General features: G+C 35.1%; 27 protein-coding genes. 19 read left to right on the top strand and 8 right to left on the bottom strand.

The annotated features are described in order from the left end of the window. Positions 1-5: 5 nt before the first annotated feature. Together AYC65_RS17395 and AYC65_RS17390 are read right to left on the bottom strand one after the other, a co-directional pair. Positions 6-245 carry a hypothetical protein gene (locus tag AYC65_RS17395; RefSeq protein WP_034870803.1) on the bottom strand — a complete coding sequence of 80 codons (240 nt, stop codon included), beginning with the start codon at positions 243-245 and terminating at the stop codon, positions 6-8. Between the two features lie 5 nt (positions 246-250). After that, positions 251-448: a hypothetical protein gene (locus tag AYC65_RS17390; protein ID WP_034870804.1), complete on the bottom strand. Its 198-nt coding sequence runs from the start codon at positions 446-448 to the stop codon at positions 251-253. 191 nt (positions 449-639) lie between these two features. On the opposite strand from AYC65_RS17390, the gene AYC65_RS17385 reads away from it, so the two are divergent. Further along, a complete protein-coding gene (locus tag AYC65_RS17385; RefSeq protein ID WP_034870903.1) occupies positions 640-1,551 on the top strand; it encodes a GLPGLI family protein in 912 nt (303 codons plus the stop codon). A 136-nt stretch (positions 1,552-1,687) separates the two neighbouring features. Here AYC65_RS17385 and AYC65_RS17380 read toward each other — a convergent pair whose 3' ends face one another. Next, on the bottom strand, positions 1,688-2,197 hold the full coding sequence (locus AYC65_RS17380) for a superoxide dismutase family protein (RefSeq protein ID WP_034870805.1): 510 nt from the start codon (positions 2,195-2,197) through the stop codon (positions 1,688-1,690). A 146-nt stretch (positions 2,198-2,343) separates the two neighbouring features. Here AYC65_RS17380 and AYC65_RS17375 point away from each other — a divergent pair, with 146 nt between their 5' ends. The 14 genes from AYC65_RS17375 to menD all read left to right on the top strand — a co-directional run bounded on the left by AYC65_RS17375 (position 2,344) and on the right by menD (position 16,569). After that, positions 2,344-4,584 (top strand): TonB-dependent receptor, encoded by a 2,241-nt coding sequence (locus AYC65_RS17375; RefSeq protein ID WP_034870806.1) that lies wholly within the window; start codon positions 2,344-2,346, stop codon positions 4,582-4,584. A gap of 31 nt (positions 4,585-4,615) precedes the next feature. Beyond that, positions 4,616-5,260, top strand: a complete 645-nt coding sequence (locus tag AYC65_RS17370; RefSeq protein WP_034870807.1) for a tetratricopeptide repeat protein — start codon at positions 4,616-4,618, stop codon at positions 5,258-5,260. A 132-nt stretch (positions 5,261-5,392) separates the two neighbouring features. Then, a complete protein-coding gene (locus tag AYC65_RS17365; protein WP_034870808.1) occupies positions 5,393-6,745 on the top strand; it encodes a 2TM domain-containing protein in 1,353 nt (450 codons plus the stop codon). Continuing rightward, the gene (locus AYC65_RS17360) at positions 6,736-7,020 is read left to right on the top strand and encodes a 2TM domain-containing protein (RefSeq protein ID WP_034870904.1); all 285 of its coding nucleotides are present in this window, start codon (positions 6,736-6,738) and stop codon (positions 7,018-7,020) included. The genes AYC65_RS17365 and AYC65_RS17360 overlap by 10 nt, the downstream gene beginning before the upstream one ends. Before the next feature lie 11 nt (positions 7,021-7,031). Next, on the top strand, positions 7,032-7,361 hold the full coding sequence (locus AYC65_RS17355; RefSeq protein ID WP_034870809.1) for a 2TM domain-containing protein: 330 nt from the start codon (positions 7,032-7,034) through the stop codon (positions 7,359-7,361). After that, complete coding sequence (locus AYC65_RS17350; protein ID WP_034870810.1) at positions 7,354-8,097, top strand: LytR/AlgR family response regulator transcription factor; 744 nt, start codon at positions 7,354-7,356, stop codon at positions 8,095-8,097. The genes AYC65_RS17355 and AYC65_RS17350 overlap by 8 nt, the downstream gene beginning before the upstream one ends. A 302-nt stretch (positions 8,098-8,399) precedes the next feature. Next, positions 8,400-8,834: a hypothetical protein gene (locus AYC65_RS17345; protein ID WP_034870811.1), complete on the top strand. Its 435-nt coding sequence runs from the start codon at positions 8,400-8,402 to the stop codon at positions 8,832-8,834. Between the two features lie 15 nt (positions 8,835-8,849). Next, entirely contained in the window at positions 8,850-9,398 is a 549-nt protein-coding gene (locus tag AYC65_RS17340; protein WP_034870812.1) for an RNA polymerase sigma factor, read from the top strand. After that, complete coding sequence (locus AYC65_RS17335) at positions 9,395-10,747, top strand: hypothetical protein (RefSeq protein WP_034870813.1); 1,353 nt, start codon at positions 9,395-9,397, stop codon at positions 10,745-10,747. Before AYC65_RS17340 ends, AYC65_RS17335 begins: the two co-directional genes overlap by 4 nt. A gap of 115 nt (positions 10,748-10,862) precedes the next feature. Beyond that, on the top strand, positions 10,863-12,782 hold the full coding sequence (gene nagB / locus AYC65_RS17330; protein ID WP_034870814.1) for a glucosamine-6-phosphate deaminase: 1,920 nt from the start codon (positions 10,863-10,865) through the stop codon (positions 12,780-12,782). Positions 12,783-12,934: 152 nt separating this feature from the next. Continuing rightward, positions 12,935-13,117, top strand: a complete 183-nt coding sequence (locus AYC65_RS17325; protein ID WP_199161549.1) for a hypothetical protein — start codon at positions 12,935-12,937, stop codon at positions 13,115-13,117. A 137-nt stretch (positions 13,118-13,254) separates the two neighbouring features. Beyond that, entirely contained in the window at positions 13,255-14,295 is a 1,041-nt protein-coding gene (locus AYC65_RS17320; RefSeq protein WP_034870815.1) for a PA0069 family radical SAM protein, read from the top strand. Positions 14,296-14,327: 32 nt separating this feature from the next. Then, the gene (locus AYC65_RS17315) at positions 14,328-14,840 is read left to right on the top strand and encodes a GNAT family N-acetyltransferase (RefSeq protein ID WP_034870816.1); all 513 of its coding nucleotides are present in this window, start codon (positions 14,328-14,330) and stop codon (positions 14,838-14,840) included. Positions 14,841-14,901: 61 nt separating this feature from the next. Further along, entirely contained in the window at positions 14,902-16,569 is a 1,668-nt protein-coding gene (menD, locus tag AYC65_RS17310) for a 2-succinyl-5-enolpyruvyl-6-hydroxy-3-cyclohexene-1-carboxylic-acid synthase (protein ID WP_034870817.1), read from the top strand. Here the strand turns inward: menD and AYC65_RS17305 are convergent. Both AYC65_RS17305 and AYC65_RS17300 read right to left on the bottom strand, forming a co-directional pair. Beyond that, a complete protein-coding gene (locus tag AYC65_RS17305; protein WP_034870818.1) occupies positions 16,550-17,170 on the bottom strand; it encodes an aminotransferase class IV in 621 nt (206 codons plus the stop codon). The genes menD and AYC65_RS17305 overlap by 20 nt on opposite strands. Then, positions 17,154-18,134 carry an aminodeoxychorismate synthase component I gene (locus tag AYC65_RS17300; RefSeq protein ID WP_034870819.1) on the bottom strand — a complete coding sequence of 327 codons (981 nt, stop codon included), beginning with the start codon at positions 18,132-18,134 and terminating at the stop codon, positions 17,154-17,156. Before AYC65_RS17300 ends, AYC65_RS17305 begins: the two co-directional genes overlap by 17 nt. A gap of 45 nt (positions 18,135-18,179) precedes the next feature. Between AYC65_RS17300 and AYC65_RS17295 the strand changes: the two genes are divergently transcribed. The 4 genes from AYC65_RS17295 (at position 18,180) to AYC65_RS17280 (ending at position 21,032) form a co-directional block, all read left to right on the top strand. After that, entirely contained in the window at positions 18,180-18,899 is a 720-nt protein-coding gene (locus tag AYC65_RS17295) for a hypothetical protein (RefSeq protein WP_234300379.1), read from the top strand. A 71-nt stretch (positions 18,900-18,970) separates the two neighbouring features. After that, positions 18,971-19,714 (top strand): hypothetical protein, encoded by a 744-nt coding sequence (locus AYC65_RS17290; RefSeq protein ID WP_034870821.1) that lies wholly within the window; start codon positions 18,971-18,973, stop codon positions 19,712-19,714. 6 nt (positions 19,715-19,720) lie between these two features. Next, the gene (locus tag AYC65_RS17285) at positions 19,721-20,791 is read left to right on the top strand and encodes an AI-2E family transporter (protein ID WP_034870822.1); all 1,071 of its coding nucleotides are present in this window, start codon (positions 19,721-19,723) and stop codon (positions 20,789-20,791) included. Positions 20,792-20,810: 19 nt separating this feature from the next. Beyond that, a complete protein-coding gene (locus AYC65_RS17280) occupies positions 20,811-21,032 on the top strand; it encodes a DUF3820 family protein (protein ID WP_034870823.1) in 222 nt (73 codons plus the stop codon). 36 nt (positions 21,033-21,068) lie between these two features. Here AYC65_RS17280 and uvrB read toward each other — a convergent pair whose 3' ends face one another. The 3 genes from uvrB to AYC65_RS17265 all read right to left on the bottom strand — a co-directional run bounded on the left by uvrB (position 21,069) and on the right by AYC65_RS17265 (position 25,070). Further along, a complete protein-coding gene (gene uvrB / locus AYC65_RS17275) occupies positions 21,069-23,060 on the bottom strand; it encodes an excinuclease ABC subunit UvrB (protein ID WP_034870824.1) in 1,992 nt (663 codons plus the stop codon). Between the two features lie 137 nt (positions 23,061-23,197). Next, positions 23,198-24,691 carry a M56 family metallopeptidase gene (locus AYC65_RS17270; RefSeq protein WP_034870825.1) on the bottom strand — a complete coding sequence of 498 codons (1,494 nt, stop codon included), beginning with the start codon at positions 24,689-24,691 and terminating at the stop codon, positions 23,198-23,200. Next, positions 24,684-25,070: a BlaI/MecI/CopY family transcriptional regulator gene (locus AYC65_RS17265; protein ID WP_034870826.1), complete on the bottom strand. Its 387-nt coding sequence runs from the start codon at positions 25,068-25,070 to the stop codon at positions 24,684-24,686. The genes AYC65_RS17270 and AYC65_RS17265 overlap by 8 nt, the downstream gene beginning before the upstream one ends. Positions 25,071-25,156 lie beyond the last annotated feature (86 nt).

Here is a 25,156-nt window from a genome sequence, read left to right as displayed (position 1 = left end):
AAAAATTAATCATCATAGCGATAATATTTTTTTCTTTGCCCCGGAGCATAATCTTTTGCAGATCCACCATACATTTTTTTTGCCTGTCCTGGAGGCAGTTTTTTATATTCCCGGCCATTATAATAGTAAGAATTATCATAACGATTCGGGTTTCTTCTGTATGCATAACCATCATAATAAGTATCACATGATACTAGAAACGTTATTGTAAATGCACCGGCAAGTATATATTTTATAGTTTTCATTTTTATTAAGGATTAACAATTATTGTGGTATTGTTACGTTGTTTTTTCCTTTGTCCTGGAGCATAATCTTTAGCTGATCCTCCATATATTTTTTTAGCCTGTCCCGGAGGCATTCCGTTATTACCATTATTATACCGTGCATCACATGATCCTAATAATATAGTTGCAAGAGCAAAGGCTGTTAAATATTTTATAGTTTTCATTTTTCTGATTTTATATCTGATAATCTATTTCAAAACCAATGCCATTGTTGATTATCAGTGTTTTAGGTTATGAATGTTTGAGTTGTATATTAAACCTTAGTGGTAATAATAACGGGGAATACATAACAAAAATTGTATTTGTCTGTAACAAAAAAATACTTATGAATACTAATTGTATAAACAATATTACAATGAAAAAACTGACCCTCCTTTTTGTATTAACATTCGGAGTAATGGTTATGGCTCAGGAAACGGCTAACCGTTTTATTTATGAAATGACGTATAAGCCGAAGAAAGACTCTACAAAGTTAGAGAAAGAATTAATGGTTTTAGATATTTCTAAATCTAAGTCTATATATCAAGACTATACTAATGTATCACAGGACTCCATCATGAAAGATGCTGTGGAAAAAATGAAAAGAGCAGGAGCTTTCAATCCGGATTTTAGTAAGAATATGAAAAAGGCAAAAATCTCATATAGAGTAAATAAGTCTTATCCATCTATGAAAATCCAATATGTGGAAGTATTGATGTCTATGGGTAAGTTTACACCAATAGCATACTCTGAAGATCTAAAATTTAACTGGAAAGTTCTTCCGGATAAAACAAAAATAGGAGAATATAATGCACAGAAAGCAACTACAGAATTTGGAGGAAGAAAATGGACAGCGTGGTTCAGTACCGATTTACCTTTTCAGGATGGACCTTATAAATTTTATGGACTACCAGGACTCATTGTAAAAATTGAAGATGAAGCCAAAGACTATTCGTGGGTACTCCAGGCAAATAAAAAGGTCTCTGATTACAATGAGAAAACTTATATGGAACAGACATTTATGCCTAATGCAACTGTAGCTGAGCTATCGAAAGAAAAATTTGACAAGACTTTCAATGAGTATAAAAAGGATCCGTTTGGATCTATGAGACAGTATCTTACACCAGAAGTAATGAAGCAAAAGATACCAGGATCTGAAAAAACGATCGGAGATATGATGAAGGAAGGAGAAAGGGATATGAACAGACTTTATAACTCTGTTGATAATCCAATTGAAGTTAAATCAACAGTACAAATGGGTAAAGGCTCCCAGGAAGTAGTAAAATAATATTCAATTTCATATCAATCTAAATGGATACGCTTCGCTAAAGGACTTTAGGGAAGCGTATTTTTTTGTAGAAGACCTCTATATATCAGAATAAATAAAAATGAAGACTATTTAGTCTTCATTTTTATTTTCTGGATTATTTAATTTCTACACATCCAACTCGTCCGCCAGCATTTCCAGTAGGCTGAGTATGAAAGTCGTCTGCAGCTGCATGGATGATTAGTCCGTGATTCAGGATATTTTTAGTATTATCAGTGCAGCCAATACACCATTTACTTGTTTTAAAAGTCAATTTTGCATTACCCTTATCATCAGCATTAAGGTTACCTATATCTCCCATATGGAAATGTTCTGCACCCCATTTGCCATGGTCACTTCCTGCAGGATTCCAGTGTCCGCCGGTAGATGTTCCGTCCGGAGCTGAGCAGTCTGGCTTGTCATGAATATGAATAGCATGTACCCCTGGTGTTAATCCTTTTGCATCAACATTCATTACAACATTTTTTCCCATCTGTTTAAAGGTTACTGTTCCTCCTGTTGCTGTTCCGCTTTTAGGGGTAATAGCATAACTTACTTCCTTAGTTGCACATGAAACTGTAAATACAGCTCCCAGAATACCTAAGGATAATATTTTTAAATTTTTCATAAGCTCAGAATTTGAGATTTTTATTATATGTTAAAGGTACAAAACTTTCAAGAATTACCGTTTAGTATCAAAAACCAACCCTTCAGTAATCTTTTTTTAAAAGATTCGAAATTCTGATATTTCTTTGTAACATAAATCATAACAAAATGCTACTAAGACTACTATTTTCGATTTTTATTTTTGTGTTCTCTCTAATGCAGGCACAGGTGACAATCTCCGGAAAAGTTACTTCTAAAGGAAAGGGACTAAAAAATGTTTCTGTGACTTTGAAAGATACCTATGATGGTGCTACAACTGATGCTAATGGTAATTACACATTTCAGACTTCCGAAAAAGGGACTCAGACACTGGCATATAGTAGTTCTGATTATGCGGAAGTAGTAAAGGAAGTTGTAATAGTTTCTCAGAATCTTGTAGTCAATGCAGAAATGAAATCTTCTTTTAACGAAATAAATGCTGTTGTCATTACTGCCGGATCTATTGAGGCAAGTGATAAAAACAGAGCCTCGGCATTGCTGAAGCCATTGGACATTTATACTACCGCCGGGGCAGATGCACAGATTACATCGGCTTTAGGATTTCTTCCCGGAGTTCAGAAAGTAGGTGAAAGCGAAGGTTTGTTTGTAAGAGGAGGAACAGGAACGGAAAGTAAAATATTTATGGACGGTAATCTTATTAATAATTACTTTACAAATTCAGTTCCGGGAATAGCAGGAAGAGATCGTTTTAATACTTCGTTGTTTAAAGGAAATGTCTTTTCTTCTGGTGGATATTCTGCCCTTTACGGGCAGGCACTTTCTTCAGTTTTAACTTTAGAGAGCATTGATTTACCGGAAAGGACATCTGCAGACTTTGGATTATCTCCAATATTTGCAACGGGATCTTTTCAGAAAGTAGACAGTGCCAGAACTCATTCATATGGTATTCAAGCCGCTTATTCTAATTTGGCACTGATGACCAAAGTATTTAAATTCAATACTAATTTTGACAACGGCCCAGCAGGATTTTCAACCAATGCGAACTTTAGAATAAAGACAAAAAAGGGAGGATTTATTAAATATTATGGAAGCTATGATAGCAATGATATGTCCTTGAAACAAGAAAGTCTGGAATCAAAGTATAATGAAACAGGCGTAAAAATGAAAGGAGACAATACTTTTCATAACCTGTCTTATAGAGAAAAATTAGGCAGATATACATTAAATCTGGGCTCCACATTTACCTATAATAAAAATAATATGAATCTCGATTTTCTGAATAACGGACAAAGAGTTTACGGAATCGGAATTGAGAATCACGGATCATATTTCAATGCAAAAGCCGTTTTGGAGAGAAAAATCAACAAAGCCTCTATTATTCGTGGTGGAGTGGAATTTCAGAATAGTATTGAAGATATGACCTATCAACCAGAAAATGCAGCTCGATTTAAAAAGCATTATCAGGATCTTATATCTTCAGTTTTTGCTGAAACAGATTTGGCTTTGGATCAGCGGTTTTCAGCGCGTATAGGAGTAAGAGCAGAAAACTCCTCTTACCTTTCCCAGTGGAATTTTTCACCAAGACTGGCACTAGCCTACAGAATTTCAAAAGAGTGGACCAGCTCATTAGCCTATGGTATTTTCTATCAGAATCCAGAATCTAAATATATCAATTATCCGGCGCCATTAGGCTTCCAGAGAGCAGATCACTACATATTTCAGATTCAGAGAACAGCGAATGAAAGAAGTTTCCGTCTGGAAGCCTTTTATAAGGATTATAGAAAGCTTACAAAAACTTATAATTATGGAGATCTGCAAAATCAAACTTCTTTTAATAATATTCAGTCAGCTGTTAATGTAAATGGAGATGGATTTGCTAAAGGATTTGAATTATTCTGGAGGGATAAAAAAACGATTAAGAATGTTGATTATTGGGTTTCTTATTCTTATTTGGATAGTAAGAGAGATTTTTTAAACTATCCATATAGTCTGAATCCTAATTTTGCATCAAAACATACACTTTCATTTGTGGCAAAAAGATTCTTTACCAGTCTTAAAACACAGGTCAACGCATCTTATACCTTCAATAGTGGAAGACCATATTATGATATTATTTCACAAAACGGGCAAAACATCATCCGAAATGAAGGAACAGTAAAAGATTTTAGTGCTCTGAATTTAAGCATTAACTACCTTCCCAATCTTGGAAAGAAAAATGCAAAATCATTTCCGGTATTTGTACTGAGTGTGAATAATGTTCTGAATACTAAAAATATATATGGATATAACTTTGCTTCGAATGGACAAAGCTCAGCTCTCAGACCACCAGTAAATACATTTGTTTTCGTTGGAGTGTTCATCAGTTTTGGAATCGATAGAACTCAGGATGCCATTAACAGTACATTATAATAACAATATTTAATTTCTAAACTTTAATATTATGAAAAAACTATTTTTAACAACAGCACTTCTTTTAACTGGTTTTATAGCCTTTGCACAAAGTGCTTATGAAAAAGCAATGACCGATAAGATGAGCAAAATTGTTCAATGCAAAACCAATGATGATTTTACAGCATTGAGCAATGATTTCTCCAGAATTGGAGATAAAGAGAAAACACAATGGCTACCTTATTATTATGCAGCCTTGTCTACAATACAAGGAGGGCGTGTTCTGATGCGAGATCAAAAAACAGACGGATTAGATGCTTCCGGAGATGCAGCAATTAATTATATTGCAAAAGCAGAAGCTCTGAATCCCAATAATGCAGAGCTCTTTCTTCTGAAAAAGATGGCACATGGGGTTAAAATGATGGTAGATCCGATGTCCCGTTATATGACAGAAGGACAGGAAGCCCAAAAGGCATTGGGTGAAGCAATTAAATTGGATCCGAATAATCCGAGAGTATATGTGCTTCAGGCTGAAGATCTTTATTTTACGCCAGAACAATATGGTGGAGATAAAAAGAAAGCGAAAGAAATGTTTCTGAAAGCAAAAGAGCTTTTTAAAACGAATAAGCCAAAGACGGCATTAGACCCAAACTGGGGAGAAAGTGAAGCTGATTATTTCCTTTCTCAGATGAAATAAATAAAAAGCCCGGATTTTAAATCCGGGCTTTTTTGTATCCTTTTGATAGGAAACGGATAACTCCTTTACCATTCAGTATATAAAAATAACCCCTCAGGTACAAAAATTTTAAATATTTACCAATTCCTGAGTATGTTTGTAACAGAAATTAAGAAAATGAACCGAAAATTTTTTATCATATGTGCCTGGATTACGATTGTATGCACAATAATATTTGGTATTATTGAGCCAGGCTATATCTCTTGGGAAAACATATGGAAATCTTTCGTCATTTCTTCTATGTATTGTCTTCTTTTATCCATGTCTCAGGGGTATCTTAATGGATTCTTAGATAAAAAATGGAGCTGGATAGAGGACACTAAAAAAAGACTTATTTACGGAGTATCATTAACCGTTGTGGTCACAATTGCTACTGTGTTTTTATGCAACTATGTTAACTTCGTTCTGATACAAAATGTAAGTACTGAGAAGTTTTTCTCAAGGGATTATAATTTTGTCAATTGGTTTTTTATCAATTTTGCTTTGCTTATTTCAGCTATTTTCCATGCCAGAGGTTTTATGAATGCATGGAAGTCTGCAGCGAAAAAAGCTGTTACTGAACAGAAGATTATTGCTTCTTCAGCAAATGCACAATTTGAAAGTCTTAAAAATCAGTTAGACCCACATTTTTTGTTTAATTCTTTAAATGTACTGAGTGCACTAATTGAAGAAAACCCGGATAATGCACAAAAGTTTACTTCCTCAATGTCTAAGATTTACAGATATGTTCTGGAACAAAAAGATAAAGAAGTGGTTTCTTTGGAGGAAGAGATGAATTTTGCCAGAACCTATATAGAGCTTTTGAAATACCGCTTTGAAGACAGTATCGTATTTCATTTGAACATAGATGCAGATAATTCTAAAGATTTCGTGGTACCGCTTTCATTACAGTTACTTTTGGAAAACTGTATTAAGCATAATCATGCCACATCTGCCAAGCCATTAAATATAGAAATATTTGTCCACGAAGGATATCTTGTTATCAGAAATAACCTTCAGAAAAGAGAAGTTCCAAATGAAAAATCAGGAATTGGACTTTCTAATATTGTGCAACGATACAATCTTTTGACAAAGAGAAATGTTTTCATTGAAAACGATGAAGAATACTTCAGTGTAAAAATACCAATACTAACTCATAAAAATAACGCCATGCAAGTAAATTATGAAAACGATGAAAGAGAAGCTTATAAGAAGGCTTCGCGTAGAGTAAAAGAAATTAAAGATTTCTATTCCAATCTTATTTCTTACTGTTGTGTGATACCGTTTTTAGTTGTTATCAATCTAATGACGTCACCAGGATTTTACTGGTTTGTTTTCCCTATGCTGGGGTGGGGGCTAGGAGTAGCAATCCATGGATTTACCACTTTTGGAATTGGTAAAAGTTGGGAAGAAAGAAAGATACAAGAGCTAATGAACAAAGAAAAAAATACACAGCAATGGAAATAAATGATCAACAAGAAGCTTATTCAGAAGCCAGAAAACAGGTTCGAAGAGAAGCACGACTTTATGGAAATGTACTAATGTGTTGTGCTTTCTGGGGCTTTGCGGGGCTCAATGATATTTTTGATTTTGTGAATATCCCACGATGGATCGTAATAGTGTTTATCATTATAACCATATTTACGGCATTAAAACTTATAAAGGTTATCTTCTCCGGGATGATTTTTAACAAAAGCTGGGAAGAAAACAGAATCAGAGAGTTAATGAGAAAGAATAATTAATTTCTAATAAAATGAAAAGTTATTTTAATAATGATTCAGAATCCTTTTCGGATGAAGAAATAGAATTTCTTGAAGCCAAAAGAAGAGTAAAAGAAATTAGAGGGTTTTATATCCATTTTCTGATATATTTGGCAGTAAATGTTTTCATATTGGCGGAAAATTTTTATAATTATCATCAGATAGGATGGACAAATATATATGTACCTGTTTTATGGGGAATTGTAGTCCTTATTCATGCAGGATCTATTTTTCTTCCGGGGATAATTTTTGGAGACGACTGGGAAAAAAAGAAAATAAAAAAGTTAATGGAAAAATATAAATCTCAGAATAAATATGATTAAAACACTCATTATTGAAGACGAAAAACCCGCAGCACGACGTCTGGAGCGAATGCTCTCTACGTTTCCGGAACTTGAAATCCAAAAGGTTATACATTCCGTAGAAGACGGGGTACAATGGCTTTCGGAGAATGAACATCCTAAGCTGATTTTTTCTGATATTGTTCTGGGGGATGGGCTTTCGTTTGACATTTTTGAGAAAATACCGACCAAGAGTTTTATCATTTACACAACTGCTTTTGATCAATATACGCTGAAGGCATTCAAGCTAAATAGTATTGATTATCTCCTTAAACCAATTGATGAAGAGGATCTTACAAAAGCTATTGATAAGTTTAAAAGCTTCATTCCGTCCGGAGAGGTGACGCCGTCTTATGAAGTAAAATCAATGCTCGGAAAAGAAAAAACAACTCTTTCACGTATACTGGTGAAAATAGGTTATAATCTGAAGATTGTAATGACATCAGAAGTTAGTTGTTTTTATAGTGAAAATAAAATAGTATATCTCCAGACAGCAGAGCGTAGTTTTCCTACAGACTTTTCTCTTGAAGAACTGGAAAATGTTCTCGATGAGACACAGTTCTTCAGGGTAAACAGACAGTTCATGATTAATCTGAATTATATTAAAAGTATTCATACATCACCTGTTTATAAAGTTGAAATGAGCTATCAGCCTGATGTTGAAATTACGGTGAGCCGAGACAGGGTGAAAGATTTCAAAGACTGGCTGGTTCGGTAATTAATATGGATTATGGTTTTGTTTAAAAATTAGCAGTGCCTGACTTAACTAAAGTCAGGCACTGCTAATTTTTACATACTTTTGCAGCAATAAAAACGAATAATCAATTGATTAGAAATCTTCAAAGAGTTCTTTTGAGCGTAAATTGATAAAAAGGAATATCTAGATATTGTATTGATTATGAGGCTTTTTTATACTGTAGATCAATTGATTGTGATTTATTTGTATAAATTTTATAAAATTAACGCAACCATTTTTATTATAGGCGTCTTATATAGAGACAAATAGAAAAATCAAATATTATGAAGTTTTTAAAATTCGCATTCCTTTTAGGGATTTTTGGGGTAATTTTCACCAGTTGTTTAGGAGATAACAGAGGAGACAATGTCATGTATGGCTATCTTGCTACTACTAAAATTGAACAAAAAGAGATAAAACCAGTAGGGGAGTCAAGTAAGTTATCTATAACTTATACAACCACAAACACTTGTCAGGCTTTTGTACAGTTTCAACTAGTAAAAAATGCAGATAATGTTATTGAATTAGGAGTGGTAGGTTCTCAAAAAACAGGAGACGGATGTACTGATAAAGTAGAAGATAAAATTGTAGAATATCCATTCACTCCTACAAAAGCTGGTATTTATACTTTTAGATTCTGGGCAGGAAAGAACAGTGATAATACGGATAAGTTTATAGAAGAAAAAGTAGAAATTAAAGCATTAGAACCAGCTAAATAGCATAACTTAATTTCTTTGGATAAAGAACTAATTGAGATTATTGAACAGTGCCAAGAAAACGATAGGAAAGCACAAGAACTTTTGTATCGGAGGTATTCTAATGTTTTGTTCTCAATATGTCTGAGGTATTCCGGCAGTTATGAAAATGCACAGGATGTATTTCAGGAAGGTTTTATCCTTATTTTTAAAAAAATCACACAGTATAGCTTTTCAGGCTCCTTTGAAGGCTGGATAAAGCGTGTGATGGTTAACCTAAATCTTGAAAAACACAGGCAGAAAGAGATTTGGTTAACTGAAATAGAGGAAAATATGCCTCTTATAGATGAAGAAGATAATGATTCAGATGATTTTCAGAACGTTAATTATCAAGATCTTATAAAATATGTTCAAAACCTGCCAACACAGTATAGGCAGGTTTTTAACCTTTACGTTTTTGAAGAATATACACATAACGAAATTGCAGAAAGCTTAAAAATATCCCCCGGAACATCCAAATCCAACCTATCCAGAGCAAGAGAGATTCTTAGAAAAGAATTGATGAAAATAAAACATAAAGCAGAATGAAAAATATAGACAAAATATTTAAAGACCAGCTTAGTCAGCCGCAGAATCCGCCGGCTGAAGCATGGGATTTTATTCAGTCTGCACTGGATGGAGAAAAACGACGAAAACCTGCGGCCTATATATGGCTTCCTGTTTCCGGAATTGCTGCAATGTTTCTAATTGGTGTTTTTATTTTTAAATCAAATGAAGGTTCTTCAGAAAAGAAAAAAGAGACAAAATTTGTTAAACAAACTCAGCCTCAGAAATCTGATACTGTTGAAACAGAGAAAGAGAATCCGAATGAAATAATACAGGAAAACAGAGGAGCAGATTATATTTCCGGGATCAAGGATAATGTTATAGCCTGGACTAAAAATGTTTTTATACCAAAAGATAAAGCTTCTGATATATCAGAGACAAATAAAGAGCTTATTTCTCAGTATAAAAATGAAACTACTACAGGCAAGGAAGGGAATGAAAAGACAACAATAGTACAACAGGATAAGAACGGAAATAAAACAGAGAACAAATACGAGCAGATTTTTCCAGATAAAAATAATGAGTCTGATCTTCTGACGGGAAGAAGCAAAATATTGCAGCAACCAAATAAAGGAGTTCAGAGTGGTGGAGATAAGTTTTCTATTTCTGCATTTTTTGCGCCTACACAGGTGAATTCTTTCGGAGGTAAATCTTTACTGTCCAATGATTTCAATAATCTGGACATCCAGAACTCTGTAAACATGTCTTATGGAGCACGAGTAAGCTACGCAATAAATGACAAAATAAAGATCAGAACAGGAGCCGGAATGTTGGATATAGAACAAAGAACAAAGAATGTTCCTATTACCGTAAGTGTTTCTGGTGGAAGAGGAGGAGCAATGTTATATCAGCTTGCACCTATTCCTCCTGCTCATAATATTTCTTATTCCGGAGATCTCAGGGTAGGAAGTATCGAGCCAGTATCCAACTTACAAGCAGACGGAGCTTTTGCAAAAAGTTATTTACAAGGAGATATTGCTCAGAAAATCCGATATGTAGAAATTCCTTTGGAAGCAGAGATAAATTTTGCCCAACTTAATAAACTAGGTTTTAATGCAACACTTGGAGCAAGTTCATATGTACTAACCCATAATAGCATTTCGGCAGTTACACCAGAATCGTCTGTAAAACAGGATCTAGGAACAGCAACTAACCTGAATGATTTAAGTTTCAGTGCGAATGCCGGGATTAAAATTGACTACGAAGTTTCTAAAAAAATGAAACTGAATGTAGAACCAACATTTAAATACATGATAAAACCAATGAATAAAGTAAATGATACGAAACCTTACATTATAGGAGTGAGTACCGGAGTTACTTTTTCATTTTAACATAATATTAAATTTAATTTCTTTTTTTATTCAGATGGGGGTTTGGCTATATACCAGCCCCTTTTTGATTGGATTTCAAGTTTACATTCAGTATTTTTGAAAAAACAAAATAAACATGCAAAGATTAAATCTATTAGAAGAGACCAGATTTGAAAAAATTCCAGTAACGGTCTATTCTTCAGAAACGGAAGCTACAAAGACTGTTGCAAACAGAATAGCACAGTTAATTAAAGATAAACAAGCTAAAGGAGAAAAAGCGGTGCTAGGCCTTGCGACAGGTGTTACACCAATAAAGGTTTATCAGGAATTGGTAAGACTTCATAAAGAGGAAGGACTAAGTTTTCACAACGTTGTTACCTTCAATCTGGACGAGTATTATCCAATGCTGCCAAACGAACCTCAGAGTTATGTAACTTTCATGAATGAAAATCTTTTCAATCATGTTGATGTGCCAAAAGAGAACATTCATATTCCTGATGGTAGTATTAAAGAAGAAGAGGTAGCAGAGTTCTGTAAAGAATATGAGCAAAAGATCAACGCTTTCGGAGGTTTAGATATCCAGGTTCTTGGGATCGGGCGTACCGGGCATATTGGTTTTAACGAGCCAGGAGCAGCGCCAAATTCAGGAACAAGAATGGTGACACTGGACGATCTTACACGTAAAGATGCATCCAGAGATTTCGGAGGAAAGGAAAACGTTCCGAAGAAAGCAATCACAATGGGGGTCGGGTCTATATTCAAAGCCAGAGAGATTATTCTAATGGCTTGGAATAAGAAAAAAGCTCCGATTATTAAAAAAGCTGTTGAAGGAGAGGTGTCTTCTGATATTCCGGCAACTTATCTGCAACTTTCACAGAACGTTGAGTTTATCGTTGATGAAGATGCTGCATCGTTATTAACAAGGTTTGATAAGCCTTGGTTGGCTCAGGATATTGAGTGGGATGATGTAATTACTAAAAAAGCTGTTGTATGGTTGTCTCAGAAATTAGGCAAACCAATTCTTAAACTTACGGATGACGATTATAATACTCATGGTATGGATAAGCTGATTACCGAGAAAGGTCCGGCTTATAACATGAATATTAAGATCTTTAACGAATTACAACATACTATTACCGGATGGCCAGGTGGAAAACCTAATGTAGATGATTCTCAGAGACCGGAAAGAGCAAATCCAGCAAAGAAAAATGTATTGTTATTCTCTCCGCATCCTGATGATGATGTAATTTCTATGGGAGGAACCTTCATAAAGCTGGCGGATCAGGGACATAATGTCCATGTAGCATACCAGACTTCAGGAAATGCAGCTGTTTGGGATGATGATGTATTGAGATATTTAGAATTTGCTGAAGATTTCTCTAAACTGGTTGGCTTCGACGATCAGAAAGTAAAAAATATCTACAAAGATAATGTAGAGATTTTCGACCAGAAAAAGCCAAATCAAACGGATACGGAATTTATAAGAAAAGTTAAGTTCCTGATCAGAAAAGGAGAAGCAATTGCCGGAGCTCGTTTTGTAGGGTTGAATGAAGACCAGATTCATTTTCAGGATCTTCCGTTCTATGACAGAAGAAAATTCGATAAAAGCAGCTCATACGAAGATGATATCCAGCAGACAATTGAGCTACTGAGAGAAGTAAAGCCTCATCAGGTTTTTGCAGCAGGAGATTTTGAAGATCCACACGGAACTCATAAGGTATGTTTCGATATTATTTTAGAGGCTTTAAAAAGGCTAAAAGAAACTGATGAGTGGACAAAAGACTGTTGGTTATGGATGTACCGCGGTGCATGGCATGAATTCCCGATCCATGAGATCGAAATGGCAGTACCACTTTCCCCACAGGAAGTTTATAAGAAAAGATTAGCAATATTCAAACACCAGTCACAGAAAGATTTACCGGTTTTCCCTGGTGATGATGCCCGTGAATTCTGGGTAAGAGCTGAAGACAGAACGAGTGAGACAGCACAGTTGTATAACAACTTAGGTTTAGCTGAATATGAAGCAATTGAAGCTTTTGTACGATACAAGTTTTAACTGTCTGATAATGAATTGATATAGAGAGCGGAATTTTCCGCTCTTTTTTGTTTAAATAAACATTTATGCGTAATTTAACAGAATATTAATAAACAGTTTTTTCCGAAAGGAACACTATTTGCAGTATTTGTACCACTTAAATTACAATGAAAATGAACAAGAGTATTGGAGTTTTATTAGCGAGCGCTGTTGGATTAGTAACAGTATTAGGAGTTTTTGGCCTACGTAAATTGGTTTCAAAACATGATCACGATGACTATTATGATTATCTGACAGATCGTAACTCGCAAAAGAATGATGAAGCTGATAGTGTGGAACTTAATGCGTATTTGTAGTAAATAAACTTATTTATATTTATAGCAGAAAGCTTTAACTATCGGTTAAAGCTTTTTTTGTGGAAAACTATCTGCGACAACTGAATATATTTTTAGAAAGTTTGATCTAAATTCGTAAACAGAAACACAAAATAGTAATGGCTATAGATCCCGTAAAAGGGCAAGGCGCTCAGCAGAATGTACATAACAGATTCGATCGGTATTCGTTTGATTCTGAGGATGAAGATTTGGATCTAAGAAAAACTGACTTTACAGAAGTTTTCCCCAAAACTTTGGTCAATCAGGTGAAAAGCCCTGATCTGCCTATGGAGTATTCGCTAAATCCTTATCAGGGATGTGAGCACGGCTGTTCTTACTGCTTCGCTAGACCTACACATGAATATTGGGGGTATAGTGCAGGAGTAGATTTTGAGAGAAGCATTATGTTTAAGAAGAATGCTCCGGAGTTACTTGAGAAATTTTTTAAGAAAAGAGGTTATCAGCCAAAGCCTATTTTAGTTTCCGGTAATACAGATTGCTATCAGCCGGTAGAACGTAAGCTGGAGATTACCAGAAAGCTATTGCAATTGTTCCTGGATTACAGACACCCTGTTAATATTATTACCAAGAATGCATTAGTACTTCGGGATATAGATATTTTAAAACCTTTAGCAGAACAGAACCTTGTTTCTGTGGCTTTGAGTATTCCTACGATTAATGAAGATTTAAGAAGGGTAATGGAGCCACGGACATCTTCATCCAAAAATAAATTGCATGCCGTAGAAGAGCTTACTAAAAACGGTATTCCGGTACATATTATGGTTGCACCAATTATTCCGGGGCTGAATAGTGATGAAATACTCAACATTATGAAAGTGACCTCTGAAGCAGGAGCACTATCTGCTGGTTATACACTAGTAAGACTTAATGATACTGTAGAGCCTGTATTTGTAAAATGGATTGAAACATATTTTCCTGATAGGAAAGACAAGGTGCTTAATCTTATAAGATCTATGCGGGGTGGAAATCTGGGTGAAAAAAGATTCTACAACCGATATGAAGGAGAGGGAAATATTGCAGAAATGATTCATAATACCGTAAAACTTGGAAAAAGAAAGTTTTTTGCCGGAAGGGAAAGAATCGTATTAGATACAAGCAATTTTACAGGCACAAAAGACCAGCAACTCCGGTTGTTTTAGTATATTTGTTAGCACAGACATTAATGTAGAAAATGGAAGAAATCAGATTCAGACAGGCAGAAGATAAAGACAAACATATAATTTGGGAAATTCTTCAACAGGCTATTGAAAGAAGAAAAAATGACGGAAGCAATCAGTGGCAGGATGGGTATCCAAATCTGCAGACTGTTGAAAATGATATTGCAAAAGGCCAGGGATATGTTCTGACACTAAATGATGAAGTTATTACCTATGCTGCTTTAATTTTCAATGACGAACCAGCCTATGAAAATATAAAGGGAGAATGGCTTACTAATGGTGATTTTATGGTTGTTCATAGAGTTGCTGTTTCTGATAAGGCTGCAGGGAAAGGAATCGTAAAAAAATTCTTTGGTACCCTGGATGACTTTGCCAGATCTAAACATGTTTACAGTATAAAGGTAGATACCAATTTTGATAATCTTGCAATGCTGGCCATTCTTGAAAAATTAGGATATGTTTATTGCGGAGAGGTAGTTTTCCGTGAAAGTGCCCGTAAAGCTTTCGAAAAAGTATTAACGGCTTAAGCTTTGAAGGCTAAGCCTTTTTCTTTAGTTTTGTATTCTGGTTTTTATCCAAATTAATTTCATGAAGCAGTATTCCTCTAAACGCAGTATTCAGATTTTAGCACATATCCTGAAGCAATACGGGATTAATCACATTGTATTATCTCCGGGCTCCAGGAATGCGCCTATTACCATTCATTTTTCTGAAGATGATTTCCACTGTTACAGTATTGTAGATGAAAGATCTGCGGCATTCGTTGCCATGGGAATGGCTAAAAGTATGCACAAACCGGTAGCGGTTTCATGTACCAGCGGATCTGCTGCAACGAATTATTATCCTGCAATTGTAGAAGCATTTTATCAGAATATACCATTATTGATTCTGACCGCGGACAGACCGGAAAATTATGTGGATATTTTCGATGGGCAGACGATTCGCCAGAAGGATCTTTTCCATCAGCATTCATACGGAGATTTCCAGATGAAAGAAGATCAGGAAACAGATGCAGATGAATACAATTTTGAAACAGTAAAAAAAGCTGTTGAGCTTTGTCTGGAGAAGCAGGGGCCTGTACATATCAATATTCCTCTTATGGAACCATTGTATGAAATGGTAACGGAGCTGATGCCAATGCCGGAAATAGAAAAGCATATCCAGGAAAATACATACGAGATACCTTCAAATGTGATTGCTGAATGGAATACAAGCAAAAGAATATTGATTCTATTGGGAACATTGGATCCGTCTCCGGAACTTAATGTACTGCTAGAGCAGTTGGTAAAGAACCATTCTGCGGTTGTACTTACAGAAAGTACTTCTAATCAGTACCATTCCAAGTTTTTCAACCATATAGACCGCTATATATTTGATTTTACAGAAGAGGATTTTAAAAAATATGCTCCTGATTTATTGATTACAGTCGGGCAAAACGTAGTGTCCAAAAAAGTAAAACTTTTCCTCAGAAAAGCCAATCCTGCACATCATTGGCATGTAGATCCTTATTGGCAGCCTGATACTTATTTTGCGCTGACAGAAAAGATTTACTCAGATCATGAAGCATTTTTTACCCAATTAGTAAAGAAAGTCAATCTGGAGCCTCAGGCTTATTATAACCTATGGGATGCCAGAAGGGATAAAAAGGACGCCAGACATGAAGAGTATTCACAACAAGTGCCTTTCTCAGATTTCATGGTATTTAGGGACCTTGCAGAAAGTATTCCGGAAAACTATAGTGTACATGTATCCAACAGTTCAGCAATTCGTTATACATTGCTATTTAACTTCTCTGAAAAACATGAAGTTTACTGTAACAGAGGAACAAGTGGAATAGATGGCTGTACTTCTACAACTATGGGGTTTGCCATGATGAATGATAATCCTGCTGTTCTTATTACCGGAGACCTAAGCTTCTTCTATGATATCAATGGCCTTTGGAACAAATATATTCCACCATATACAAGAATCATTATTGTAAATAACGGAGAAGGTAATATTTTCCGTATTATTCCAGGGCCGGGAGACACAAACGCAATAGGAGAATATATTGCGACAAGTCATAAAATGAATGCTTCTAATCTTGCAAAACACTTTAAGTTCGACTACTTCCAGATCGAAACAAAAGATGAATTTCACAGATCGCTGGAAAACTTCTTTAAGCCAAGTGTGCAGCCTAAAATTCTGGAGATTAATACCAGAAGCGAAGATAATGCTGATGTACAGAAAGACTACTTTAAATTTCTAAAGTTTTGATACTAAAAAGATTCTGAATCAATGCAATAGGATATTCCTGAGTGTTGAACGGAATCATAGCATTAATCATTTGGAAATGAGAAAACTCTTTAATGTTTTTTAAACCTATTTCTAATGTTTTTATCTTTCCAGATTTTAATAAATGCTGACGCATAACACCATTAAGTAAAAAAGTTTCAGGAGTGTACCACTCATTGTCTTTTCTGAAAATAAGATTAGAATATGAGGTATCGGTTATCATTCCGTTTTGATAAAATATTACAGCTTCTGCATCTGCAGAAGCTTTTAATTTATTAATCTCCTCTCTGCTTTCATACTTAAATGAATACTCTAAATGATTTCCGTTAATCAGCTCAAAATTATTATGAATCTCAACAGCATAGGGTATCATCTGACAGTGTATACTACCATTAAGATCATATACAATACGCCATTTGTAAAGGCCATGTTCATCATGATTTTGTTGCAGGAAATACTCTTTAAGCAAGTAAGGATTTTCTTTTCCATAATGGGAAAATACACGATCCATCCTTTCCTGATGAAGATCAGTCAGGAATATTTGAGAATCCTCTACGCGTATAGTTTCAATAAACCGGAACATATATTTTGTTAATCATTTCCTGATATTCTGCAGAAGCATCGCTCTGATGCGTAATCCCGCCGCCACTTTTAAAATAAAACTGGTTATTCTCATTTTCTATAAAACGAATCATAACACCAGAATCCAAGTCTTTACCATCAAAATAGCCACACACACCAGTATAAAATCCTCTGTCGTAGCTTTCGCTTTTTAATATTACCTCCTGTGTTTTTTCTTTTGGTGCTCCTAGAATAGAGCCTGCAGGAAGCAATTTTTGCATGATACTACCAATTTTGTTCTGAAAAGAAGGTTTTATAGTTCCTTCAATTTCCGAGCTCATAGTATAAAGATTCTTTTTCAGAGTCTTAAGATAATCAATTCTTTGGAAATCAACTAATTTTACATTATCCGCCACCATACTCAGATCGTTACGAAGTAAATCGACAACCGTATAATGCTCTGCTTTTTCTTTCGGATCATTTTTCAGAATATTTTCTGCGTCCGGAATGTCAGCATCAATGGTTCCTTTCATTGGAAATGTTGAAATCCTCTGATTTTCAATTTTTACAAAAACTTCAGGTGAGAAGAATACCCAATTATTCTTATAACAGATTTTATATTTAGCCTCGGAGTGGTTAAAAATATCTTGAAGGGTAAGATTTGTTTCTATTCTTGTTTTCCTGGTGTAATTAATCAGGTAAGAATTACCTAATTGCAGATTTTCCATAACAAGATCAAATCCTTTTTTATAGGATTCAAAAGTTTCCGGAAAGGACTGCATGTGTATTTTTTTGTTTAGAGAAGTTTCTGGAGTATAGTTTCTATAATTCTGAAAATGAACCAAGATATCAGGATTTTTATTCAGTTCATCCTCTGTAAAAAGCAGAATATTTTGCTTTAAAAAATCAATAATAAAAATAAAAGGCTCTCCTTTTTCGGAAAGTTTATCCATTTCGGAAAATTCTTTCGTATTTATTGCTTTCATGATGCAAAAGTACGGAAGAAGATGTGTAATTTTGCGCAAAATTTAATGATGCAGCCGCGAGAAGTAATTTCCTTTTCTGAAATCCCCGGAAAAGCTTTTGAATACTGGAGTAAAACAATCATGTTTCAGGTTTTGTTTTCTATCTGTTATTTTGCCGTTTATTTAGGACTAACGTTCTTTCTATTCAGTTATTATGGTGTAATGGAACAGATACATGACCTTTCAGCATACTTTAATACGGATCAGGATCTTGCAAGGGAAAAGTATATGGAAATTATTGCTTCCGAAAACTTCAGATATGTTACACTTTGGATTGTTGTTATTACAGCACTTCTGTTTCCTCTGAACCTTGGACTTTTTAATATTTACCGGAAAATGGATAAAGCCGAAGAAATCTCTGTTGGAGATTTATTTGTTGGCTTTGAGGGAAGTAGTTTCTTCAAATATATTGGCTACGCTTTATTCTGGGGTGGTATTTATTACATCTCTAAAATGACTTTGTTTCTGGCTCCTGTCTGGGTCTTATTAACTTTGTTTGTTGGGCCTTTGATGTTTTTCAATAATCTGAATATTCAGGAATCGCTAAAGTTAAGTTTTCAGGCAGTTGGAAAGAATATTGTTGGCTGCTTAACAGCATTATTACTGGCAGTATTTGGAAGCTATATCGGAGCAGCATTATGCGGAGTCGGTATACTATTAACATTTCCTTTCTGGAATGCTGTTTTATATGCTTATTATCAAAAGATCTTTCCTGAGAGCCATTAATTTTATTTCAACTTACCCATAACTCATAATAAGTTAATATATTTGGTATAAACAACAAATCTTAATTTATTATGTCTGAATTTGAAGAATTTGATAGCTCTGCAAAACAACCGCAGAGAGATTTCGGTGATATATTATCCCATGCTTTTAACCTTTATAAAGGGATTATAGGTTACGCAATTGTTGTAACCTTATTGATTATGGCAGTTTCGTATTTTCTGTCTTTTTTAACAGGCGGATGGTCTAAAATGGTTACGATGAGCCAAAGTAGCGGATATGGGTATAATGCTGATGCTTATAGAGAAATGTATACCAGTGGCCCTGTTTTATGGTGGGCCGGAAGTTCTACATTATTTTTCATTTTGGTATCTCCAATCATTATCGGGATTATTTATATGATGCATAAAAAGAATTCCGGACAGGTATTAGATTTTTCGGACCTGTTTATTGGATTCAAACAAAATACCGTAAATATTATGCTTTATAGCCTTATTTATGTTATTGTAGCGACAATTTCTACCAATTTGTGCTACCTTCCTGCTGTATTTATTATGCCGCTTTTCTTTCTGGGCTATCCAATTTTATTATTTGAAAATGCCGGTGCTATAGAAGCAATATCTAAATCTTTCAATATTGTAAAAGAAAATTATGGTGCCTTTTTGCTCCTTAATCTAGTAGCTTTTATTATTTCCGGTTTAGGAATCATTGCCTGCTGCATAGGTATTGTAGTGACTGCATTTTTCTATTATGCAGCGATGTATTCTGCTTATATTGCTTACAAAGGAGTACCAAAGCAACTGACTCATACAACATAATACTGCATGCCGATAAAACAGGATAAACCAATTAGTGAAATAGCAATCAAGCAGATTGCCCTTATTTGTATTATTATCATATTAGCAGGGCTTATATGTTATAATCTGTCAATGTTTATTCCCTCACTTCTGGGTGCGATTACATTGTATATTATATCAAGAAAATATTTATTATACCTGATTGAAGAAAAGAAATGGAAGCCTTCTTTAGCAGCTATAGTAATTATAGTTGCAACACTATTAATTCTGATTCTTCCTGTTTATCTCATTATAGATGTTCTTATAGACAAGCTTGGAAATGCTCAGGCTTATATGCAAAAGTTCAATGTTTTTATTGATAAAATTCATGATTTTGTCTTTAAAGAAATAGGCATTGACCTGCTGAGTAAAGAAAATATCAATAAACTGAAAGATACAGCCGGGAAGCTTTCTACATCATTGCTGAATACAACATTCAATGCATTAACAGTTATTGCTTCCATGTATTTTGTTTTATATTTTATGCTGATTTCCCCACGGAAATTCGAGAGTCTCTTAGAAAATGCAGCACCTTTCAAAAAATCCAATAACTTCTTATTAGGAGAGAAGATCCGCAAAATGGTGATAGCAAATGCTATAGGTATTCCTGTGGTTGCATTGGGGCAAGGGATAGCCGGCCTTATTGGTTATATTATCTTTGGAGCGCCCAGTCCGGTATTGCTATTTGCACTTACATTTGTAACCTCCATGATTCCTATTGTAGGAGCTGCAATTGTATATGTGCCTATCTGTATATTTATGATTGCAGAAGGACAGACAGGAGCCGGAATTGGGCTGGCAGTTTACTGTATTGTTGTTGTTGGACTTATTGATAATTTATTGAGATTTACACTGCTGAAAAAACTTGAAGATATACATCCGCTAAATACTGTATTCGGAATTATAGCAGGGATGAATATATTTGGCTTTTTAGGGCTTATTTTCGGACCTATTCTGGTTTCGGTAACAATATTGCTCATGCAGGTATATAAAGATGAGTTTCTAGGCAGGAAAAATACTCCGCCTGATGACGAGCTACTCTTAGAAAAAGACGAATGATAAAAATTAAAACGAATAAATGAATCCGGAAATCTTAAAAGATATTGTAACCCAGAAAATGCCGTTTGGAAAATATAAAGACACAATTATTGCAGATCTTCCTGTAAGTTATCTGGAATGGTTTCAGCGGGAAGGAATGCCTCCCGGAAAACTGGGGATGATGCTTTCCACTATTTATGAAATAAAATTAAACGGACTTGAATATCTTCTGACAGAAATCAAACGACAAGTACAGAAATGATAAAACCTGCCATTTGGCAGGTTTTATTTTTATTTATCAGCCCTTTAAAGCCGCTATTTCATCACGTAATTTTGCCGCAGCAATGAAGTCTAAGTTCTTGGCAGCAAGCTCCATTTCCTTTTGCTTTTTAGCAACAATCTTCTCAATCTCATCAGATGAATAATTAGCCTGTACTTCAGCAACTTTCTGTAAAATTTCTTTCTGAATATATTTTTGATCCGGGAAGTCTGGATTACGTCTTACCAGAGATTCACTAATCTTTTTATTAAGTGCCTGTGGTTCTTGACCATGCTCCTTGTTATAATTCATCTGCTTTTCACGACGGTAGCTGGTCTCATCAATAGCTGCCTGCATACTTTTGGTGATTTTATCAGCATACATAATCGCTTTCCCGTTAAGGTTACGGGCTGCACGACCAATTGTCTGTATTAGAGATCTTCTGGAACGTAACATTCCCTCTTTATCAGCATCTAAAATTGCAACTAACGAAACTTCAGGGAGGTCTAATCCTTCTCTAAGAAGGTTAACACCCACTAAAACATCAAATAATCCGGCTCGGAGATCCTGCATAATCTGTATTCTTTCCAGGGTTTCCACATCGGAGTGTATGTAGCGCGTGCGGATGCCAAAACGTGTAAAGTATTTGGTTAGTTCCTCTGCCATTTTCTTTGTCAGTGTTGTCACCAGTACACGTTCATCTTCCTCCGTTCTCTTCTGTATTTCTTCAATCAAATCATCAATTTGATTCTGGGTAGGCTTTATCTCGATAACAGGGTCTAATAAACCAGTGGGGCGAATAATCTGCTCTACATATTCACCGCCTGTTTTTTGCAGTTCATAATCTGCAGGAGTTGCACTTACATAGATTACCTGATTCTGTAGCATCTCGAATTCTTCAAATTTTAATGGACGATTATCCATTGCTGCCGGAAGACGGAAACCATGCTCTACCAAAACTTCTTTCCGGCTTCTGTCGCCGCCATACATCGCATGAACCTGTGGTACTGTAACGTGGCTTTCATCAATTACCATCAGATAATCTTCAGGGAAATAATCTAAAAGACAGAAAGATCTGGATCCAGCTTCTCTTCCGTCCATATATCGGGAATAATTTTCTATTCCGGAACAATAGCCTAATTCTTTTATCATTTCCAGGTCAAGCTCTGTTCGTTCTTCCAATCTTTTCGCCTCATAAGGTTTTCCTATTTCCTGGAAAAAAGCAGTTTGTTTTACCAGATCATCCTGAATTTCCTTAATTGCATTCTGCATTGTTTCAGGAGAGGTCACAAACAGATTGGCAGGATAAATATTGATTTTATCGAAGTTAGAAGTTACATTTCCGGAAACAGGATCAAAACTCTGAATTTTTTCGATCTGATCTCCAAAGAACTGAATACGAATAGCACTATCGGCATAAGCAGGATAGACATCGATAACATCTCCTTTTACGCGGAATGTTCCCCGAATAAATTCGTTTACACTTCTGGAGTATAACGAGCTTACCAGTGTATGCAATAACTTGGTTCTGGATATCGGGACTTCAACATCTAAAGAAATCACCGATTTATGGAACTCCGTAGGGTTACCAATACCATAAATACATGAAACGGATGCAACAATCAATACATCCCGTCTTCCGGAAAGCAATGAAGCTGTTGCAGAAAGACGCAGTTTTTCTACCTCCTCATTAATACTCAGATCTTTCTCAATATAAGTATTGGTAGTAGGAATAAAGGCTTCTGGCTGATAGTAGTCATAATAACTTACAAAGTATTCTACAGCATTGTCCGGAAAGAACTCTTTGAACTCCATGAAAAGCTGAGCTGCCAGAGTTTTGTTATGTGCCAGTACCAATGTTGGTTTTTGTATTTCCTGAACAACATTGGCAATTGTAAAGGTTTTACCGGATCCGGTAACCCCTAATAGGGTTTGGTATTTTTCGCCTAATAAAAGGCCTTTGGAAAGTTTTTCAATTGCCTGGGGCTGGTCGCCGGTAGGTTTGTATTCTGATTGTATCTGGAAATTCATGAGACAGGTATTCCTTACAAAAATACGAAATAGGGAAGAATATTACATAAGTTTCTGTATTCCGCACAATAGGTCTGTTAATGTATTTAAGAAGCAAAAGCTCTGGAAAGGCCAGAGCTTTTGTTGTATTAAATTTTCTATAACTTTTTAGTGCCTTCAAAATTCATGGTTACAGGAAAGTGGTAACGTGAAACTACATTTTTGCCATTTAGCTGAGCCGGAATCCATTTTTTCTTTGCAACAATTGTTGCAATAGTTCTTTTTATTTCTGCATTGAGGCTTTCGTTAGGACCTGTTGTAACTATATCTTTTACATCTCCGTTCTGATCGATAATATATGATGCTGTGGATTTAAGAGTCCCTTTGCCATCAACTTTACTGTTATCAAAAGTCTGAACGAACAAATTCCGGAAGCCTTCAATACCTTCAGAGAATGTTGCTTCCCTGTCTACTTTTTCTGAGGGACTTATGGGAATTAATTTTGCCATAGGGTCTGGTGGAATTGGAGGAGCAGGCGGTGCTGCTGGAGGTGTAGGAGGTACTGGGGGAGTGGGAGGGAAATCTGAATTTTTTAATTCCCCGGACTTATTGTACTTCTTGATAATTTCTGCCCGTTTTGTAGCTGTTTCTGCGTTAAGTTCCTCTATTTTTTTTGAAATAATAGCTTTTCGTTCCTGTTTTGTGGTATCGGACTTTGTAGCTGATAACGCCAGAGTATTGTCTGTAATTTTATCTAACTTAGCTGTAAGGGAGGTTGTTATAGATTCTTTTTCTTTTGCATTCATACTTATTGTAAATGCAGTAGCGGCTATCAATAAAGTAGCGCCGGATAATTTTAAAAAGCGTACTTTGTTTTTGGATGTTTGCTTTGTCATCATAATGAAACGTTTTTTAGTAAGTAAAAAATTGAAATTACTTGCAAACTGGTTATGATATGGCGCCATTGTTTTTGATATAATCAATTTGCGGTAATGCTGTATATCTTTAGACAAACGAAGCGTATGCTCGTCTGCCAGAAATTCATGATTGGCAGTAATAGACCGTTTAATAAGCCAGAAAAAAGGATTGAACCATGCAAATGCCAATACCAGCTGAATAAACATAATGTCTAATGTATGCTTCTGAAAAAGATGAGCCTGCTCATGCTGTAATATTTCAGATTCGATGTTTTTGTGAAGAAAATCTTCTCCAGGGACAAATATATAATTGAGAAAACAATATGGAATTTGATTGTTGTCGAGTAGTATATAGTGGATATTATCGACAGTTTTCTTTTTGTTTTTATAAATCCTGTGAACAATTTGAAGTATGCCTAGTATAAAGCGAATAATAAAAAAGGTGGTTATTACAATATAGCCATAAGCAGCAATCTTATACCAGTTGAATGACGGCTGTGGAGCTTTACCAATAATAACTTCCTGAATATAGTAAATGTTTACATTTCGGGTAACCGGATTACTTTCTCGTGCAATGTCAATTTGTATAAACGGTATAACAAGACTAATAATGACAGCTCCTAAAAGAAAAAATCTGTTGAATACAAATAATTTATGATCCGCCAACACCGACTTATAAATAAGCCAGCATAGGAAAGAAATTCCTAAAAGCAGAATAATTTTTGAGCTATCCATCTTTTTGTTTTTTCTCTATTTCCAGATCTATCATATCACGCAGCTCTTTTAGCTGCTTTTCACTAAGCTTAGCATTCGCTGTAAAGTAAGATGCAAACTGAGATACAGAGTTGTTGAAGAACTTTTTCATCATGCTTTGCATTTCTCCACTGAAATATTGTTCTTTTTTCACCAGAGAATAATATTGTCGCGAGTTTCCAACTGTTTCATATCCTACCAGGTTTTTGTCCTGCATACGTTTTAGTACAGTAGCTAAAGTTGTACTGGCTGGCTTAGGATCATCATAGGCCTCCATAATATCTTTCATAAAAGCTTTTTCTTTAGACCAGATAACCTCCATTATAAATTGCTCAGCTTCAGTTAATTTTATCTTCGACATTGTTTTTATTTTTAGTTGCTCTACAAATGTAGAATTTATTTTTAATATTCCAAATGAAAAATAAAAAAACTCATCTTAAAAAGATG

Origin of the sequence: Elizabethkingia bruuniana, from assembly GCF_002024805.1 — a bacterium.
In the GTDB taxonomy this organism is placed as follows: domain Bacteria; phylum Bacteroidota; class Bacteroidia; order Flavobacteriales; family Weeksellaceae; genus Elizabethkingia; species Elizabethkingia bruuniana.
This window is presented reverse-complemented; position numbering and strand designations above follow the sequence as displayed.